The following is a 15,244-nucleotide window of genomic DNA, read 5'->3' on the forward strand; positions in this document are numbered from 1 at the left end:
GATAAGGAGTCCTGTTCATGAAGCTCAGCCGCAAGGCGGCTGCCGCTGTGCTGGCGGCGGCCCTGACCCTGTCCCTGTGCGTCATCTCCGCGCTGCCCGGCGGGCAGCCCCGGATGGACGCCATGACCTATAACATCGACATCCTGCCTGCCCGGGACCTACGCCCGGTGGTAGACGGCCCGGAAACGGAGGCGGACTACACGCCCCCGGCCCAGGCCATCCACACTGCCGCCCAGAAGGATGAGGCAGCTGCGGAGGCTTCCGCTGAAGTGCCTGCGCCGGAGGCTCCTGCCCGGGAGAAAACCGAAAGCGCCGCTCCCGCTCAGCCTGCCCAGCCCGCCTCCTCCACGTCCGTTCTGGCCGTGGGCGTCACGGCGGACAGCGTCCGCCTGCGGGCCGCCGCCAACACCGGCAGCGCCATTCTGGCGGAGCTGAACCGGGGCACCGCCGTGTCCATCCTGGGCCGCCAGGACGGCTGGTACAAGGTGAATTATGACGGAAAAACCGGCTATATGTCTGCGGACTATGTGACGGCCCGGTCCTCTGCCGGTGACCTGCGCTGCGTGGCCCGGGTCATCTCCGACGGGCTGAATCTGCGCAGCGGGGCCGCCGCCTCCGGCGCGGTGCTGGCCACCGTCTCCCGGGGCGAATATGTGGACGTGTCCGGCTTTGAAAACGGCTGGTTCCGGGTGCAGTACAGCGGCAAAACCGGCTATATGTCCGGGGATCACCTGACCCTGGCCGCCGCCCGGCCTGCCGCCCCCGCCCCTGCGCCTGCTGCCCCTACCACGCCTGCTGTCCCTGCCTCCGGCACCGGGGCGGAGATCGCCGCCCTGGCCCGGTCCTTTGTGGGCAAGGCCCCCTATGTATACGGCGGCGCAGGCCCCTCCGGCTTCGACTGCTCGGGCTTCACCATGTATATCTATGGCCAGTTCGGCATCCGCCTGCCCCACGGGGCCACGGACCAGATGCGCTACGGCGCCGCCGTGGACCGCAGCCAGCTGCAGCCCGGGGACCTGATCTTCTTCCACGACGACTACTATTCCTCCAGCACCGCCTCCCACTGCGGCATCTATGTGGGCAACGACCAGTTTGTCCACGCCTCTACCTATGGCAGCGGCGGCGTCCTGCTGACGGCGCTGAACGGCAATCCCTACTACTCCGCCCACTATATCGCCGCCCGGCGCATGGGCTGAAACGATACATATTAAAAACGGTCCCCGCCGAAGCGGGGACCGTTTTTTGTTCTGCTTTCACTTGTCGGCGTCATGGTGGGGGAAATCGTCCAGAAGCATCTGCCGCAGATGACGGCCTGCCGGAGGAAAAAGCCCTTGAAAAAGCCGCGTGTGAAATCACCCTTATATCGCGTTTTTACCTCCCAAATACGGCAAAAAGCTGTGTCAGAAATGGCACAGTTTTTTGCCGCTTTTTTTGGAAGGAGCGGTACGTTTCGCTCCGTGAGAAAGCCTTGACTTTCAAGGCTGCTTTTTTTATAATCTTTGCATAAGAAAGGCGTGATCTATCGTGAATGCTCAGATAATCTGCATCCTGTTTTCCGTTCTCCTGGTGCCGTTCAACCTGCTCTGCACCCACTGGATGACCCAGGAGGCCGTGCATCTGACCGGGATGACCTATATGGAATTCAAAGAAGCCACCTCCGGCATCAGTGCGTCGTCCGTTAGAAGAAAGCGGAACTGGTGGTACTACGTCCACTTCTTCAACGAGTACAGCGCCAACCCGGAAAAGTCCATCTGCTTTATGCGGATGCACGTGGCGGCGGTCCTCCCCAGCGTGGCGGCCATGTACCTCTTGGCCCGGGTGTATGCCAGCCCGGACCGGGTGTCCTTCGCCATGACCGGCAACTGCATCCTGCTTGCCGTCAACCTGGTTCTGGCCGCCGGGGGCGCGCTCTACAGGCGGGGCCATCCCCTGGACCCCGTTGCGGCGGAGAAGCTTCGGGAAAAGCACCAGGCGGAGCGGGCATACAGCCGGGCGCACCTGGGGCAGATGACGGCTCGTGTCGCCGTGCCGGTGGGCGTCCTTCTGGCGGTCCTGTATATCTTTGGAAGCGGCGCGGCCTCCGGACGGACGGAAACGCCGGACCCGGTACATTTTGCGCAGATTCTGCAGGAAAAGGGGTACGAAACGGCGGACGTATCCCTGACCTATGGACGGATCGACCGGAACAAGCTCACCCAGGCCATCGCCGGGGCAAAGGGCGGCAGTCGGGTGGAATGCTATCGCTACGCCGACGATAAAACGGTGGACCTGGTGTATAACCAGATATCCTATGAGACAGCCCCGGACCTGGAGCCCAGGGCGCGGGAAAGTCACGAGACTACCCTCTCAGGCGGCGGCAAGATGTTCACCATAGTGGCGGACGGCGTGTACTATCTGGTGCTGTTCCGGGGTGACACGCTGATTTATGCCTGTTCGCCGGATTCTCTGACGGAGATCAACGAAATTCTGGCGGAGACCGGCTATCTGCGGAGGTAAGGGAACATGAAAGCACTGCCAAAACACTGCCTGCCGCACCATGCGGTGCTCCTGCTGGTCTATCTGTCCGCGCTTTTTCTTACAAGCCGCGCGGCCAACCTGCCCAACCTGTTTTACATGGCCTTCAACGGCCTTGTGCTGGGGCTGAGCGCCGCCTATATGCGCTGGGACTTTGACACGGACCTCTTCAGGCTGAAGCGGACTGCCGCCAACGTGGTCCGGCAGGTTCTGACGGGACTGGGGTTGGGGTGCCTGCTGGCGATGGTTTTCGCGGGCGTCGCCATGCTGTTCGAGGACATTTCGCTGTTTCCCCGGCTGGGCATACAGAATGCCGCCGGCTTCATCCTGGTGCAGATGATCGTTGCATTGGCTGAGGAGGCGTATTTCAACTACTACCTGTACGACACCCTGATGCGGTTGTTCAGAGGGAAAGCCGTGTGGAGCATGGCGGCTGCGGCCGCGCTGTTTGCCGGGGTACACTGGGCGATGAACGGCAGCGTGAAGCAGGTGGTCATCGCCTTTGCCTTCCGGCTGGCCGCCCTGCTGGTCCGGCAGATAATCCGCCGGGACAACGCCTTTTACATCTGCGCCGGGATGCACTTTTTCTATAACCTGATGGTATTTTTTGTGATTTCCATCTGATGGAGGAGCACAGGCTCCACTGGTACGAAGCATAAGATCCTGTATGATAAGGCTCTGTTTCAGCGGGAAATGGAGGTGCTGATGGAGCGAAGCAAGGAGGCATAAGAATTAGGAATGTGGAGAAAACAAAATAGAAAATTTTCGCTTTATTTCCGAATCATGGGCTTAGTGATGCTAATCGTGGGCATCGGCCTGATTGTCGACGGAATCGGCAATTATGTTGATCAATCCCGCCAGAAGGACTGGATCACTACATCGGCCACGGTCACAGATGTCTCCAGCGAAGAAGGCAGTTCCTCGTCACTACATAACAGCCACATTACCTACTACATCATGACATATGAGTATGTCGTGGACGGGAAAACCTATACGGGCAGCACAGGACGTATGTCATCACCCCGCCTGGTCGGTGATACCATTACCGTGAAATACGACCCGGAAATGCCGGAAGAGAACACGGCGATTCTCTCTCCCAATACCCGTGATCTGGTGGTACTTCTGATTTTGGGAACGGCCATCGCAGTGGTGGGCTTTTTCCTCTCTGGGGGGGTGGAGCTGTTTCGCAATCTCCTGCGAAAGAAGCACACTGAGGAGCCGAAGGAATCGGTCCCGAAGACAGATATAGGGTTTGATTCAACGGCCATTGCAAAGATCCCGGCAAAGCAGTGGGTTCCCCGACTTGCGGCTTGGCTTCTTGCGTTCGTTGCCGTTATCCTTTTCGTGAAATTTTTCCTTACGTCGGGAGCTGCGGACTTGGATGAGTTCCGCAATGCCGCAGTGGCGACCGGCTACACCGCTGTGGACTCCACGGAGGACGTTCGCCAGAGATGGGGCGTCGGGTCCATGTTGATCCGCTCTGTTTCCGTGCATGAGGACTCCTTGCGGTTAGACTTCTGTAGGCTGGATTCCGCAGACGGCTGCCGCCGCATCTATGCTGCTGCGACCCTCCCAATCACCGGTGAGGTGACGGAGAGCAATACCGCTGCTCGTCAGATCTATGCCGTGGACAGCCCCACGAATTTCGCAGCAAAGATCCGTAGCGGCAGGATGATGCTTTATGTGTATACTACGCAGGAGGATAAGGCCGATGTGCTTGCGTTTCTGGAATCTGTGGGCTACTGGGGCAAATAAGAAAGCGGGAAATTTACCACTGCAGACCTACAAATCCTAATGTCAAAGTAATTGGAGGAGCTATGAAGAGGTTCAAGGGCTTTAATCCCATGCTGTTTGCGGCGGCGGTGATCTTTCTCTGCGTCACGGTCTATAGCCTGGTCAGCAATGTCACCGTCTATGTGCGGCAAAGGAACTGGCCGGTCACCACGGCGACGGTGATCGACGTGGCCGAAAACGGAAAAGAATACAACATCACCTACCAGTACGAGGCCCGGGGCAACGTTTACACCGGGAAGCTGCACCGGGTGCGCTTGCGCTACGGCTTCGGGGAGACCCTTGCCGTCCGGTATGACCCCGACGCGCCGGAGAAGTCCGTCCGGCAGGGGGTCATGACCCGCCGGTCGCTCCTGACGCAGGCGGGGCTATCGGTGGTTTTCTGCCTGGTGGGGTACTGCCTGATCCGGCGGGCCCTGCCCCAAAAGGAGCCGGAGGAGAGCGCTCCGGAGCGGCCCGCCCCCAAGACACCGGCCCGAAAATCCCGGCCCGCCGAAGGAACCGTCAGCGCGGCGGAGGTCCGGCAGGCCGAGGACCGGGTTTTCCGGGAGGTGTGCCAACTGGTGCGGGACGTCCAGGAAAAGCACCCGTCCGTGGGATACGCGGTGCGGCTGGAGCGGTCCGCCCCGCTGGAGGCGGCGGGCTATGCACCAGCCCGCTACGAAGCCTGGCTCATCGTCTCCCTGGCCCGGAACCGGACGATTCTGGAAAGCGGCCCGGACACCGGGGAGTGGCCCGACGCCCGGGACAGGATCACCCGCATCAGAGGCGGGAAGCTGACGGTCTCCGACGACTATGGCTGGCTTTCCCGGGAGCTGGAGGCCATCACCGCCGACTATGAGGCCGGGCCCGACGCCTATGCCGAGAACAAACCGGCCTCCGATGAGATGCTGCGGGAGGCCTGCCGGGTGGAGTGGATCGGATAAGCGGCAGAGCAAAAAAAACTCCCGGCGCGGGTGTCCCGCGCCGGGAGTTGATATTTTCTTGCTGTCAGCTTTTGCCGTGAATTTCCGCGCCGCACTTGGGGCAGGTGATGACGATGCGGCCCTTGCCCCGGGGTACCCGGCACACCGTGCGGCAGTTGGGGCAGGTGAAATACTTGTGCTCCTTGTCCCGGCTGCGGGACAGGGCCTGCCGCAGGGGATAGACCACCTTGTTCATATAAGCCGCATTCTCTGCCCGGCGCTTGGACAGGTTCTTGGAAAACATGCGGAACACCATCCAAATGGTCAGCACCATGGCCACCGCCGACAGAATGCTGTAGGCCACCTGGTTCCGGACAAAGAGGTTGACCACGTCCAGAATAATGGCCGCCCAGAGGGTCACGAACCCCAGCTGGTCCACGCCGTTGCGCCCATACATGAACCGGGCCAGGGAGTTGCCAATTTTTTGGAAGAAATTCATACGAGCGCCTCGTTCTGCAAAAAAATGAGGTCCTTCCGGAAAAGGACGCACTTATTCTACAGGAATCTGCCGCAAACGTAAAGCCTTTCTTTGCAAAATTCACAGAATGGACATGATTTTTTCCGCCGCAGGCCTCTGGGACCGGGGAATCGGCCCTTTTCCTCGTTGCAATCTGCCGGGGGGATTGGTATAATGTATGTGTATTCTTTTGCCCAATTGAGGGCCGGCGAACCGCCGGCCCCCTATCTGAAAAGCGGCGGCCGGCGTCTCCTGCGGGGCGGGAGGGCTGCGCCGGACTGGCCGGAGAGCTTCCGGTCCCGGGCCGCTTGAGCCATCCTATGCCGTCTGCCGCCGCCCCGTCACCCTGCTGATTGAAAGGACCGATTCTCATGATCAAAATTTCCCCCTCTATCCTGTCTGCGGACTTTGCGTATCTGGCCCGGGACATTCAGGCCATCTCCACTGCGGATTACGTCCATGTGGACGTGATGGACGGCCTGTTCGTGCCCAACATCTCCATCGGCATCCCGGTGGTGAAGTGCATCCGTCCGGTGACGGACCTGCCCCTGGACGTGCATCTGATGATTCAGGAGCCGGTGCGCTATGTGGACCAGTTCTGCGACGCCGGGGCGGACATCGTCACCTGCCATGTGGAGGCCGACACCCAGGAGAACATCCTGGCCGCCATCGACAAAATCCACGCCAAGGGCAAGAAGGCCGGCGTGGTGGTGAAGCCCAGGACCCCTGCCAGCGCCGTGCTGCCCTTTATCGACCGGGTGGAGATGATCCTGGTGATGACGGTGGAGCCGGGCTTCGGCGGCCAGAAGTTCATGGCCGACATGATGCCCAAGGTGCAGGAGATCCGCCGGTACATCGACGCCATGAACCCCGGCTGCGAGCTGGAGGTGGACGGCGGCGTGGACCCCGCTACCTGCAAGATCTGCGTGGCCAGCGGCGCAAACGTCCTGGTGGCCGGGTCCGCCGTGTACAAGGCGGCGGACATTCCCGCCCGCATCCGGGAGCTTCGGGGCTGATGCGGCCCGATTTCACTTGAAAAGGAAGATACTATGGAATTTTTTCCCGCCCCTCTTGAAAATCTGGTGGAGCAGTTTGCCCGGCTGCCGGGCATCGGCTCCAAGTCCGCCCAGCGGCTGGCCTTTCATGTGCTGAACCTGCCCCAGGACCAGGCCCGGGCCTTTGCCGACGCCATTCTGGAGGCCAAGCGCAGCGTGACCCTGTGTCCCGTGTGCCAGAACCTCACCAGCGGGGGCCTGTGCCCCATCTGCGCCTCGCCCAAGCGGGACGAGAGTACCATCTGCGTGGTGGCGGACCCCCGGGATGTGGTGGCCATCGAGCGCAGCCGGGAGTATAACGGCCGGTACCATGTGCTGCACGGGGTGCTGTCCCCCATGAACCATGTGGGCCCCGACGATCTGCAGATCAAGTCCCTGGTGGACCGGGTGGCCCAGGGCGGCATTCAGGAGGTCATCATGGCCACCAATCCCGACACCGAGGGGGAGACCACCGCCATGTACCTGGCAAGGCTCTTAAAGCCCTTCGGGGTAAAGGTTACCCGCCTGGCCTACGGCATCCCCGTGGGCGGCCACCTGGAATTTGCCGACGACGCCACGCTGATGCGTGCCCTGGAAGGCAGGCGGGAGCTATGAAGCGTGTATGCTGCGCCGTGCTGGCGGCGCTTCTGCTGTGCCTTTCCGGCTGCGGCGTCCAATCGGAGCCGGAACAGCTGAGCCTGTTCGCCATGGACACCTATATGACCCTGGCCGCCTACGGAGACAAGGCTTCGGAGGCCCTGGCCGCCTGCGGCCAGGAGCTGAACCGCCTGGACGGGACCCTGTCCCGGACCCGGGAGGGAAGTGAAATCTATACCCTGAACGCCCAGGGCAGCGCCGATGTGTCCCAGGAGACGGCGGACCTGATCTCCGCCGCCCTGACCCTGAGCCAGGCCACCGGCGGGGCCTTTGACCCCACCGTTGCCCCGCTTGTGACCCTTTGGGGCATCACCACCGACAGCCCCCGGGTACCGCAGCAGACGGAGATCGACGCTCTGCTTCCCCTGGTGGGGACGGAGCACGTGACCCTGGAGGGTACCCGCGTCACCCTGGATGAGGGCTGCGCCATGGACCTGGGCGGCATCGCCAAGGGCTACGCTTCCGACCGGCTGGCGGACATCTTCGCCCAATACGGGGTGGACAGCGCCCTGGTGAGCCTGGGGGGCAACGTGTACGCCCGGGGCGCAAAGCCAGGAGGCCAGGCCTGGAGCGTGGCGGTGCAGCACCCGGAGCAGGAGGGCTATGCCGCAATGCTGTCCCTGAGCGACGCCTTCGCCGTTACCTCCGGCGGCTATCAGCGGTATTTCACCGGCCCCGACGGAACGGTGTATCAGCACATTCTGAGCCCCAAGACCGGCTGGCCGGTGCAGGGGGACCTGCTGTCCGTCACCATTGTGGCAGACAGCGGCACCATGGCCGACGCTTATTCCACCGCCCTGTATGTCATGGGTTTGGCGGCGGCGGAGGACTTCTGGCGGCAGACCGGGGGCTTTGACATGGTGCTCATCTCCAAGGACGGCCGGGTTCTGTATACCCCGGGCCTGGCGGACCGGCTGACGGAAGTTGAGGGCAGCGGCTATGCGTATGCGTCCATCGAGTCCTGAGCTCCGGCCCACCTGGTGGGACGGACTGGCGGCGGCCATTGTGGCGGCCCTGGCCATTTTCACGGCGGCGTGGTATTACGGCGGTCTGGCCCGGTCCGGTCCGCTGACTGCCGCCATTGTCCACCGGGGGCAGGTGGTGCAGACCGTGGAGCTGGACCGCCTTACAGAGGAGATGACCGTCACCGTGGAGGGGGACTATCACCTGACCATCCTCCTGGACAGAGACGGCGTCCGGGTGGCGGAGAGCGACTGCCCGGGCCAGGACTGCGTCCACACCGGCACCATCACCCGGGCGGGACAGAGCATTGTCTGCCTGCCGGAGCAGGTGGTGGTGCAGCTGTCCGGCGGCGGCAGTGGCCCCGACGCGGTGCTGGGATAGGAGGGACGCCATGAAGATAACCACCCGCCAATTGGCGCTGTGCGCGGTGCTGACGGCCCTGGCCCTGGGCCTGAGCACCCTGGAAAACCTGTTTCCCGTGACGCTGGTGATCCCCCTGCCGGGGGTGAAGCTGGGCCTGGCCAACATCGTCACGGTGTTCGCCCTGTATCAGCTGGGGCCGCTTCCGGCCCTGTGCATCCTGGCGGCCCGGTGCCTGCTGGGCAGTCTCTTTGCCGGAAATGCCTCGGCTCTGCTGTTTTCCCTGCTGGGGGGAACGCTGGCTATGCTGGTGATGCTGGCGCTGTCCCGTCTGCCGGGTTTGTCGGTATACGGCGTGTCCATCGGCGGCGCGGCGGGCCACAACATCGGCCAGATGGCGGCGGCCCTGATCACCCTGGGCAACACCGCCGTGCTGGGATATCTGCCGTTTCTGCTGGCGGTGTCCCTGTTCACCGGAGCCCTGACGGGCTTCGTGTCGGCCCTGCTGCTGCGGGCCATCAGCCATGTGAAGCTATCACATTGAAGGAGAGCGGATAAATGGATAAGAAAGACGAGATCATCCTCCAGCAGCTGGACGTGATCCGCTCCATGACGGAGCGGAACCTGCGCAGCGTCAACAGCGATTTCTGGGGCACGCCCCTGTCCCCGGCGGAAAAGCTCGGGGAGAAGGCGGCCCCCAAGACCCCTGATAAGACCCCCGGCAGGGCCCCGGAGAAGAAGTCCGGCGGCCCGGAGCAGCCGTCGGAGGCCCCGGAGTCTCTGCCCAAGGAGGACATGAAGGACCTGCTGGCGGAGCTGGACGGCTACATCGGTCTGCAGACCGTCAAGGAGGAGGTCCACAACCTCATCAACATGGCCTCGGTGTATCAGCTGCGGCGGCAGCACGACCTGCCCACCACGGATATGTCCCTGCACCTGGTGTTCACCGGCAACCCCGGCACCGGCAAGACCATGATGGCCCGGATGATGGCCCGGATCTACCGCAGTCTGGACATTCTGTCCCGGGGCCAGCTGGTGGAGGTGGACCGCAGCGGCCTGGTGGCGGGCTATGTGGGCCAGACGGCTATCAAGACCCAGAAGGTCATCGAAAAGGCCATGGGCGGCGTGCTGTTCATCGACGAGGCCTACGCCCTGAACGGCCGGTCGGAAAACGACTTCGGCCAGGAGGCCATCGACACTATCCTCAAGGCCATGGAGGACCACCGGGACGACCTGGTGGTGATCGTGGCGGGGTACACGGACCTGATGGACCGGTTCATCCACTCCAACCCCGGCCTGGAATCCCGGTTCAACCGCTTCCTGCTGTTTGACGACTATACCACCGACGAGATGGTGGAGATCTTCCGGATGCAGTGCAAAAAGGGCTGCTATCAGCTGACGGAGGAGGCCCAGCCCCTGATCCGGGACTATATCGCCGAGGAATCGGCGGACGACAGCTTCGGCAACGCCCGGGGCGTCCGCAACCTGTTTGAGCACGTTCTGGTGGCCCAGAACAACCGCCTGGCCGCCATGGAAAAGATCACCCGGGAGGACCTGATGACCATCACCGCCGACGACGTCCTCCGGGCCCGGGGAAAGGTGGACTGACATGAAACGACTGACTGCGGGGCTTCTGGCCCTGATGCTGCTGGCGACCCTGCTGCCCGGCTGCGGGAAGAAGGAGCAGTGGAATGTGGATAACTTCTTCCTGTCCGACGACGGAACCACCTATTCCGTCAGCTATCGCCACGACGACGGCACGGAGGAGGTGGTGGCGGAGATGGGCAGCTATCCCCAGCCCCTGACCATCATCGCCGGGAAGCTGTACTATGTCCATGGCGGCAGCATGGTGGCCGTGGACCTGAAGGACCCCACCCAGCGCCAGACCCTCACGGAGCCGGGGCTGTCGGGGCTTTCCATCGGGTTTATCGACGACGGGGCGGTGTACTGCCCCCTGGCCACCGACACGGAGAAGTGCTATCGGGTGGCCCTGGACCTGTCCGAGTGCACCCGGGTGGCCATCCCCCGGGAGCAGCGGCCCACGGACTATGACGCCCTGCTGGACCAGATCTATGCCGCCGTGGGAGCCATCGACAACCGCATGGCCCTGCGGACCCTGCGGGCCCGGTACTCCGAAACCGGCAGCCTGACCTCCCTGGAGATGACGGTCTGGTCCCTCCAGGAGGAGACGTATTCTCTGAACAGTTGGGCCGATGTACATGTATCCGTCCAGCGCAGCGGCAGCGGCTTCACCGTCACCGCCCAGGACCAGCACCGGCCCCTGCCCATGGATTCGGAAACCGTGGCGGCTATGCTGTCGGTGCAGCGGTTTGTCGAGACCGTGAAGGCCGTGGACAGCGCGGACCTGTGGACCAGCCAGAAAACCGGCCAGCCCCTGTACTATCAGCTGACCTATCACGCCTCGGAGTATGAGGCCGCCGTGGCGGCAGACGGAGGCGTACCCTGCCTGAACCCCGACGGCTCGGCGGCTCAGCTGCCCCAGGGGAGCCTGCTGGTGCTGGCCCAGTGCTATGACCGGGGTGACGCCAACATCGCCCTTACCGACAGCCAGGGCCTGACCACCGGCGCTCTGCGGGTCATCGTCCCTGCGGCGTAAATATGGACCCTCACGCCTGTACACCGATGCCGGAGGGCGGCATTCTTCTGGACCTGACGTCCTGCCGGGACTGGGGGATGGTGCAGGACGCCATCCGGCGGGCCTTCGGTTTCCCGGCTCACTACGGGGAAAACTGGGATGCCATGTGGGACTGTCTGACGGACCTGTTCTGGGTGACGGATGACCACCGCATCGTGGTTCGGGGCCTGGATGACCTGCCGCCGGACCTGCGGGCATATGCCGAACCCCTGCGCCAGGTGCTGGAGGACCTGCGGACCCGCTGTCCCCGTCTGCGGGTGACCTACTGCTGAAAAATGCCCCGGGGCCTGTTATGGGTCCCGGGGCATTTCCCTCTTCCCATTTTCAACGATATGTGGTATACTCTCTGGCGACAGGGACCCGACCTGTCCAAGCGCCGCAAGGCGTTCGTTCGGCCCGGCGGGGCCGTTCTCTAAACAAAACATGGGAGGTACCACATGAAACACAAAAACACGCAAAAGCTGACCCTGGCCGCCATGACGGCGGCCGCCTACGCCGCGCTGTCCCTGCTGGGGGCGGTGTTCGGCCTGACCTTCGGCCCCATCCAGGTGCGCTTCTCCGAGGCGCTGTGCCTGCTGCCGTTCCTGTTCCCGGAAACCGCCTGGGGTTTGGGGGTGGGGTGCCTGATCGCCAACCTGTTCAGCCCCTATGGAGCCCTGGACATCGTGGTGGGGTCTTTGTCCACCCTGATCGCCGCCCTGCTGACCGCCCGGTGCCGCAGTCCCTGGACCGCGGCCCTGCCGCCGGTGGTGTGCAACATGGTGCTGGTGGGGGCCGTGCTGGCCTATGAGACGGCAGGCACTTCCGCCGCCTTCTGGCCGGCCTATGGGCTCAACGCCCTGACCGTGGGCCTGGGGGAGGCCGTCGCCTGCCTGGTGCTGGGGGTGCTGCTGGTGAAGCAGCTGCCGAAAATCCCCTATTTCCGGAACCGGCTTGCGTCATGATTTCAGCTTCTGTAATAAAATAAATGCTGGGGCCAGGCGGATGCCTGGCCCCAGCATTTATTATGAACCCAGCCTGCACAGGCTATCCGGCGGCGCAGTTGGTTGACGGAAAACCGGGGGTGTGGTACACTGAGGAGACTACTATAAAGCGAGGGATCATCATGGAAGAAACCAGGAGCTTCGGCTATATCTGCCCCAAATGCGGACGGGCGGTCATGGCCCGGCGCAGCGCCTTTTCCCTGGCGGCGGCCGCCGCCCATATCGAGTGCCCCTGCGGCCAGTCCGACATGCTCATCGAGACCGACGGCTCCCGCTTCCGCCTGTGGGTGCCCTGCGGCCTGTGCGGCGAAACGCACCAGGCCGAGTGCAGCGCCGACGCAGTGCTGCGGGGCCGGGGCATCGGCCTGGCCTGCCCCAAGACCAGGCAGATCTGCTGCTATGTGGGCCAGGAGGACCAAGTGTCCGCCCAGATGGAGCAGCTGGCCGTCCGGGCCGCCAAGGAGAAGGCGGAGGACCCGGAGGCCTTCACCGACAACATTATTATGTATGAGGTGCTGTCGGAGCTGAAGGACATCGCCGCCCGGGGCGGCATCCGCTGCCGCTGCGGCAGCACCCGCTACGGCATCCAGGTCCACCGGGACTCCGTGGACCTGTGTTGCCAGGACTGCGGCGGCAAGCTGCGTCTGCCCGCCGCCACCGACGAGGATCTGGACCGCCTGTGCTGCCAGATGACCCTGACCATTCCGGGGAGGGCGTGACATGATGGAGCTTCTCTCCCGCTGGTTCATCCGGGACCGGGATAACGTCACGGACCCCCGGGTCCGCCGGGCCTATGGCCAGCTGTGCGGCTTTGTGGGCATCGGGCTGAACATCCTGCTGTTTGCCGGGAAGTTCTTCGCCGGTACCCTCAGCGGCTCCGTGGCCATCACCGCCGACGCCTTCAACAACCTGTCCGACGCCGGGTCCTCGGTGGTGACCCTGCTGGGCTTCCGCCTGGCCGGGAAAAAGCCGGACCCCCAGCACCCCTTCGGCCACGGGCGGCTGGAATATGTCTCGGGCCTGATCGTGGCGGGGCTGATTCTGCTGATGGGCGTGGAGCTGGCCAAGTCCTCGGTGGAGAAAATCCTCCACCCGGCGGCGGTGGATTTCAGCGTCATCGCCCTGGTGATCCTGGCGGTGTCCATCTGCGTGAAGCTGTATATGTGCCTGTATAACCGGCGGATCGGCAAAAAAATCCGTTCCGCCGCCATGGAGGCCACCGCCGCCGACAGCCTGTCCGACACGGCGGCCACCGCCGCCGTGCTGCTGGCCATGCTCATCGCCAAGTGGACCGGCCTGGACATCGACGGCTGGGTGGGCCTGGTGGTGGCGGGCTTCATCCTGTTCTCCGGGGTCAAATCCGCCCGGGAGACCATCAGCCCTCTGCTGGGCCAGCCGCCGGAAAAGGAATTTGTGGACCGGATTCAGGCCATTGTCCTGTCCCATCCGGAGATTCTGGGCCTGCACGACCTGGTGGTCCACGACTACGGCCCCGGCCGGGTGATGGTGTCCCTCCATGCGGAGGTCCCGGCCCACGGGGACCTGCTGGAGCTCCACGACGTGGTGGACAACATCGAAATGGACCTGTCCTGCCAGCTGAACTGCCAGGCGGTGATCCATATGGACCCGGTGGTCACCGACGACGGCCTGACCGGCCCCCTGCGGAGCCGGGTGGCGGAGCTGGTGAAGCAGGTGGACCCCGCCATCACCATCCACGACTTCCGAGTGGTGGCCGGTCCCACCCACACCAATCTGGTGTTTGACGCGGTGGTGCCCTTTGACGAAAAGCTCACCGCCGCCCAGGCGGCGGAGAAAATCCGCGCTCTGGTCCGCACCATGGACGACGGCCGCTACTTCGCCGTGGTGACGGTGGAGAATTCGTACATCTGACCCCGGGAAGCGGCTTGCGCAGCCTAAGACATTTCTCTATCACAAAGAAACTGGCGATTAACGGGCATGACTATGTAAGCCTGGCAAAGGATACCGCCCACCGCCAGTTGGGGACGATACAGGACTATTACGAAACGCCGGAGGACAGCGTAAGAATTGATACGGCAAAAGCGATTGGAAAACTTCTTATCCGCTCTGATGAATCGGATTCTGAATCCCAAGTGACAATCTCACTGGAAGATGAAGATTTTGCAAAAAAGCTTGAGGAAGTGGCTTCTGATTCAGCCGGAAAACAGATGCTTGAGTTTGCTATTGCTATGTACGAAAAAAATAATTCAGACTAACAGCGGTCATTCTACACAAACCGTACGGAATACCGCTAATCACCCAAAAATTCGGCTACTGTACAAAACCGCTGATTTTACTGTATAATAAAAGCGATACGAAATACACGAACCATGATTCCCTTGCAGCAATAAAAGAGAAAAACCTCTCCAAGCGAAGCTTGATTATTTTTTCTTTTGCTGCTCAATAAAAAAACCGAAAACCCTTGAAAACAAAGGCTTTCGGCGTTATTATCTGGCGCGCCAAAAGGGATTCGAACCCCCGGCCTTCCCCTTAGGAGTATGGCTTACCATGTGATACACGGTTCGGATGTAACTTCCAATATCATCCCTTACGCAGAATGACTTGTAGTAAACGAACTTTATGGTGCAAAACACCTATTCTGACGCAGTTTTATGTGTCCGTTGGGTGGTCCTATTAGCAAATTCTTAGCAAGAGGACACCCAGCCAAAGCCGATTGCTACTGCCATTCTTCACTCCCTTAGTCAAAATGACAAGGCAAATACATGGAGGTTACTATGGACAAGAAAGAGAAAAAGTCACTGCCGGAACCGCGCACATACACCGTGGAACAGATTGCAGCCATGCTTAACATTTGTCACTTGATGTAGGGTGGTTCAAAACGAACC

Annotated in this window: 18 protein-coding genes; 17 read left to right on the forward strand and 1 reads right to left on the reverse strand. The window is 62.1% G+C overall.

Going from position 1 to position 15,244, the window contains the following annotated elements; all coding sequences use genetic code 11:
* The first annotated feature begins 17 nt into the window (after window positions 1–17).
* From LKD37_RS04290 to LKD37_RS04310, 5 genes are all read left to right on the forward strand, one after another.
* A complete protein-coding gene (locus LKD37_RS04290; protein ID WP_302928058.1) occupies window positions 18–1,196 on the forward strand; it encodes a C40 family peptidase in 1,179 nt (392 codons plus the stop codon).
* A 328-nt stretch (window positions 1,197–1,524) separates the two neighbouring features.
* Window positions 1,525–2,496, forward strand: a complete 972-nt coding sequence (locus LKD37_RS04295; RefSeq protein ID WP_302928059.1) for a hypothetical protein — start codon at window positions 1,525–1,527, stop codon at window positions 2,494–2,496.
* Window positions 2,497–2,502: 6 nt separating this feature from the next.
* Window positions 2,503–3,138 carry a CPBP family glutamic-type intramembrane protease gene (locus LKD37_RS04300; protein WP_302928060.1) on the forward strand — a complete coding sequence of 212 codons (636 nt, stop codon included), beginning with the start codon at window positions 2,503–2,505 and terminating at the stop codon, window positions 3,136–3,138.
* Window positions 3,139–3,252: 114 nt separating this feature from the next.
* Window positions 3,253–4,269, forward strand: coding sequence for a DUF3592 domain-containing protein (locus tag LKD37_RS04305; protein WP_302928061.1), 1,017 nt, complete (start codon window positions 3,253–3,255; stop codon window positions 4,267–4,269).
* Between the two features lie 62 nt (window positions 4,270–4,331).
* Window positions 4,332–5,231, forward strand: a complete 900-nt coding sequence (locus tag LKD37_RS04310) for a DUF3592 domain-containing protein (protein ID WP_302928062.1) — start codon at window positions 4,332–4,334, stop codon at window positions 5,229–5,231.
* Between the two features lie 64 nt (window positions 5,232–5,295).
* Here LKD37_RS04310 and LKD37_RS04315 read toward each other — a convergent pair whose 3' ends face one another.
* Window positions 5,296–5,709 (reverse strand): ribonuclease P Rpr2/Rpp21/SNM1 subunit family protein, encoded by a 414-nt coding sequence (locus tag LKD37_RS04315; RefSeq protein ID WP_302928063.1) that lies wholly within the window; start codon window positions 5,707–5,709, stop codon window positions 5,296–5,298.
* 389 nt (window positions 5,710–6,098) lie between these two features.
* On the opposite strand from LKD37_RS04315, the gene rpe reads away from it, so the two are divergent.
* From rpe to LKD37_RS04375, 12 genes are all read left to right on the forward strand, one after another.
* Window positions 6,099–6,743: a ribulose-phosphate 3-epimerase gene (gene rpe / locus LKD37_RS04320; RefSeq protein WP_302928064.1), complete on the forward strand. Its 645-nt coding sequence runs from the start codon at window positions 6,099–6,101 to the stop codon at window positions 6,741–6,743.
* A gap of 33 nt (window positions 6,744–6,776) precedes the next feature.
* On the forward strand, window positions 6,777–7,376 hold the full coding sequence (recR, locus tag LKD37_RS04325) for a recombination mediator RecR (RefSeq protein WP_302928065.1): 600 nt from the start codon (window positions 6,777–6,779) through the stop codon (window positions 7,374–7,376).
* Window positions 7,373–8,383, forward strand: a complete 1,011-nt coding sequence (locus LKD37_RS04330; protein ID WP_302928066.1) for an FAD:protein FMN transferase — start codon at window positions 7,373–7,375, stop codon at window positions 8,381–8,383. The genes recR and LKD37_RS04330 overlap by 4 nt, the downstream gene beginning before the upstream one ends.
* Window positions 8,364–8,762 (forward strand): NusG domain II-containing protein, encoded by a 399-nt coding sequence (locus tag LKD37_RS04335; protein WP_302928067.1) that lies wholly within the window; start codon window positions 8,364–8,366, stop codon window positions 8,760–8,762. The genes LKD37_RS04330 and LKD37_RS04335 overlap by 20 nt, the downstream gene beginning before the upstream one ends.
* Before the next feature lie 10 nt (window positions 8,763–8,772).
* Window positions 8,773–9,285, forward strand: coding sequence for a Gx transporter family protein (locus LKD37_RS04340; protein WP_302928068.1), 513 nt, complete (start codon window positions 8,773–8,775; stop codon window positions 9,283–9,285).
* A gap of 14 nt (window positions 9,286–9,299) precedes the next feature.
* On the forward strand, window positions 9,300–10,349 hold the full coding sequence (locus LKD37_RS04345; protein ID WP_302928069.1) for an AAA family ATPase: 1,050 nt from the start codon (window positions 9,300–9,302) through the stop codon (window positions 10,347–10,349).
* A 1-nt stretch (window position 10,350) separates the two neighbouring features.
* Window positions 10,351–11,358, forward strand: coding sequence for a hypothetical protein (locus LKD37_RS04350; RefSeq protein ID WP_302928070.1), 1,008 nt, complete (start codon window positions 10,351–10,353; stop codon window positions 11,356–11,358).
* Between the two features lie 2 nt (window positions 11,359–11,360).
* A complete protein-coding gene (locus LKD37_RS04355; protein ID WP_302928071.1) occupies window positions 11,361–11,669 on the forward strand; it encodes a barstar family protein in 309 nt (102 codons plus the stop codon).
* Between the two features lie 165 nt (window positions 11,670–11,834).
* Entirely contained in the window at window positions 11,835–12,341 is a 507-nt protein-coding gene (locus LKD37_RS04360; RefSeq protein WP_302928072.1) for a QueT transporter family protein, read from the forward strand.
* Between the two features lie 62 nt (window positions 12,342–12,403).
* Window positions 12,404–13,099 (forward strand): hypothetical protein, encoded by a 696-nt coding sequence (locus tag LKD37_RS04365; RefSeq protein WP_302928073.1) that lies wholly within the window; start codon window positions 12,404–12,406, stop codon window positions 13,097–13,099.
* A 1-nt stretch (window position 13,100) separates the two neighbouring features.
* Complete coding sequence (locus LKD37_RS04370; RefSeq protein WP_302928074.1) at window positions 13,101–14,270, forward strand: cation diffusion facilitator family transporter; 1,170 nt, start codon at window positions 13,101–13,103, stop codon at window positions 14,268–14,270.
* 14 nt (window positions 14,271–14,284) lie between these two features.
* Window positions 14,285–14,614: a hypothetical protein gene (locus LKD37_RS04375; protein ID WP_302928075.1), complete on the forward strand. Its 330-nt coding sequence runs from the start codon at window positions 14,285–14,287 to the stop codon at window positions 14,612–14,614.
* The last annotated feature ends 630 nt before the right edge of the window (window positions 14,615–15,244 follow it).

This window comes from Brotocaccenecus cirricatena, from assembly GCF_020687045.1.
In the GTDB taxonomy this organism is placed as follows: Bacteria; Bacillota; Clostridia; order Oscillospirales; family Oscillospiraceae; genus Vescimonas; species Vescimonas cirricatena.

Excerpts from the sequence above, each read along its gene's own strand:
- LKD37_RS04290 (WP_302928058.1), top strand. The coding sequence starts at position 18 with ATGAAGCTCAGCCGCAAGGCGGCTGCCGCTGTGCTGGCGGCGGCCCTG.
- LKD37_RS04300 (WP_302928060.1), top strand. The coding sequence starts at position 2,503 with ATGAAAGCACTGCCAAAACACTGCCTGCCGCACCATGCGGTGCTCCTG.
- LKD37_RS04305 (WP_302928061.1), top strand. The coding sequence starts at position 3,253 with ATGTGGAGAAAACAAAATAGAAAATTTTCGCTTTATTTCCGAATCATG.
- LKD37_RS04310 (WP_302928062.1), top strand. The coding sequence starts at position 4,332 with ATGAAGAGGTTCAAGGGCTTTAATCCCATGCTGTTTGCGGCGGCGGTG.
- LKD37_RS04315 (WP_302928063.1), bottom strand. The coding sequence starts at position 5,709 with ATGAATTTCTTCCAAAAAATTGGCAACTCCCTGGCCCGGTTCATGTAT.
- rpe (WP_302928064.1), top strand. The coding sequence starts at position 6,099 with ATGATCAAAATTTCCCCCTCTATCCTGTCTGCGGACTTTGCGTATCTG.
- recR (WP_302928065.1), top strand. The coding sequence starts at position 6,777 with ATGGAATTTTTTCCCGCCCCTCTTGAAAATCTGGTGGAGCAGTTTGCC.
- LKD37_RS04330 (WP_302928066.1), top strand. The coding sequence starts at position 7,373 with ATGAAGCGTGTATGCTGCGCCGTGCTGGCGGCGCTTCTGCTGTGCCTT.
- LKD37_RS04335 (WP_302928067.1), top strand. The coding sequence starts at position 8,364 with ATGCGTCCATCGAGTCCTGAGCTCCGGCCCACCTGGTGGGACGGACTG.
- LKD37_RS04340 (WP_302928068.1), top strand. The coding sequence starts at position 8,773 with ATGAAGATAACCACCCGCCAATTGGCGCTGTGCGCGGTGCTGACGGCC.
- LKD37_RS04345 (WP_302928069.1), top strand. The coding sequence starts at position 9,300 with ATGGATAAGAAAGACGAGATCATCCTCCAGCAGCTGGACGTGATCCGC.
- LKD37_RS04350 (WP_302928070.1), top strand. The coding sequence starts at position 10,351 with ATGAAACGACTGACTGCGGGGCTTCTGGCCCTGATGCTGCTGGCGACC.
- LKD37_RS04355 (WP_302928071.1), top strand. The coding sequence starts at position 11,361 with ATGGACCCTCACGCCTGTACACCGATGCCGGAGGGCGGCATTCTTCTG.
- LKD37_RS04360 (WP_302928072.1), top strand. The coding sequence starts at position 11,835 with ATGAAACACAAAAACACGCAAAAGCTGACCCTGGCCGCCATGACGGCG.
- LKD37_RS04365 (WP_302928073.1), top strand. The coding sequence starts at position 12,404 with ATGAACCCAGCCTGCACAGGCTATCCGGCGGCGCAGTTGGTTGACGGA.
- LKD37_RS04370 (WP_302928074.1), top strand. The coding sequence starts at position 13,101 with ATGATGGAGCTTCTCTCCCGCTGGTTCATCCGGGACCGGGATAACGTC.